We start from the raw sequence: 1,709 nt of genomic DNA, 5'->3' as shown, positions 1-1,709 counted from the left end.
CATACCTGACATAAAAGAAAACCGCATAAAGAATAACGTCTTTGGGAAAGTGTGTCCCTTTAAAGCTGATCATGATTTTATTTTATGCACATTGGGAAATAAGGGGGAATTATCTCAGAATTTACCCATTAATGCGACAGAACCAATTCAGACCTTTACGCATAATAGAAAATCCTTAACGGGGTTTATGTTCCGAATTCTGCGTCGACCCCTAACAGCCCTCGCATTCACTCTCCAAGGCTGGCAGCGCTATGTTTGGCTAATTATTTCCCTGATTTTCAGCGATAGAATTAGCTAAATTTAAAATCTTTTGTTTGAAAATATCGCTCACAAGATTTCCTGTGTTTAAAGATTCTATAATATATTGACGGTCTTCCTTTATCCAAGTAATAAAATGCAATATTTCTCCAGTTGATCCTCTTTGGGCCAGATAGTAAGCATAGCTTCCATTCACATCAGCATTCATCAATTCTGGTGTAATCACACTGTTCCCGTCTTTGGGGAAAAAACGCTCAGTTAACTTAACATTTCCAAGCTCAGAAAATTCAAAATATCTTGAAAACTCTCCCATTCTTTCTTGTTCTTTTTCATAATGTTCAGGTGCTAGAAGTAGAGCGTCAAAATCCTCAGGAGATGAATGAATACTTTCATCCTTAAGTAATCCTATACCTATTGTATGCCCTAAGTATTCCCCCTGATCAAAATTCGATCCATTTACTGAGGTTGGCTCAAATATCAATTTATCATAAACATCTTGTAAAGATCTAGAACCAAGGTTTTTAATTGACAACGCCTCTATTGAAGATTTATACACAGAATAATCATCAGCTTCAATAAAACCTTGTTCTTTCATCTTTTTAGTCCTATCCCGAAGTAGTTTTTTAGTCGAGTCTGATAAATCCACCTGATCATCAAGAGAAATAACAGGAATATAGTCATTAGTGTTTTTAGTAAAAGAATTTTTTTTAGCTTTGTAATTATTAGTGTTTTCAGAAAAAGGACTTTTTTTAGCTTTGGAGTTATTAGTGTTGTTATGTAAAGAACTTAATTTATTTTGTAATGGGAAGGATGACATCATACTATTATTCCCTATTTTTTTTAATACCTTCTTAGGTAATACTTGTCCATCAGAAGAGTGCTGATTTTTTATTGTTTTTAAACCATTATCTTGCTTTTCTTTCTGAAATCCTTGTAGGATAACTATGAACGCTGAAAAAAGAACAGCCAGAATAGTTATTATTTTAATGTTTTTTTTCATAATTATACCTGATTACCCATTAGCAGAATTTAGTACCTAATTTGAGGTAGCTTTAACGTAGCGGCTTTTGTGCGAAGTTGAAGCGGACGCGGGCGTACTGGGGTTTATCCAATCGCTCCGGATGTGAATGAATATTTGGCGACAGGAGTCCAAAGTGTTTCATCAGGTAGGGCGGGGAGTCGCTATTTTTGCGAAAGCTTGTTTTGGGCATCCCTGCCCACAAGCAAGCAGCAAAAACTTAACGCGACTGCTAATGCCTTCGGCGCCCCGATTCGTCCTCGTCACCTCGTCCCGACCCAACAAGGGGTCGGAACATAGGCTCCAAATGACTTGACGCCGTGTCGGTCGGATGGCCTTTTATTTTGTCTCCACCTTCGCTACCGCTCAGACTCCGACAAAACAACGGCCCTACGGCTATCGCGGACTACCAGCCCTCGCATTCGCTCTCCAC

General features: G+C 38.3%; 1 protein-coding gene and 1 pseudogene. Both read right to left on the bottom strand.

The features are described from left to right. Positions 1 to 73, bottom strand: a pseudogene (locus tag BQ7314_RS09650) (IS6 family transposase); the annotation flags it as partial. Between the two features lie 186 nt (positions 74 to 259). Continuing rightward, positions 260 to 1,258: a hypothetical protein gene (locus BQ7314_RS09645; protein ID WP_174483499.1), complete on the bottom strand. Its 999-nt coding sequence runs from the start codon at positions 1,256 to 1,258 to the stop codon at positions 260 to 262. Positions 1,259 to 1,709: the final 451 nt, after the last annotated feature.

This window comes from methanotrophic endosymbiont of Bathymodiolus puteoserpentis (Logatchev) (assembly GCF_900128525.1).
In the GTDB taxonomy this organism is placed as follows: Bacteria; Pseudomonadota; Gammaproteobacteria; order Methylococcales; family Methylomonadaceae; genus Methyloprofundus.
This window is presented reverse-complemented; position numbering and strand designations above follow the sequence as displayed.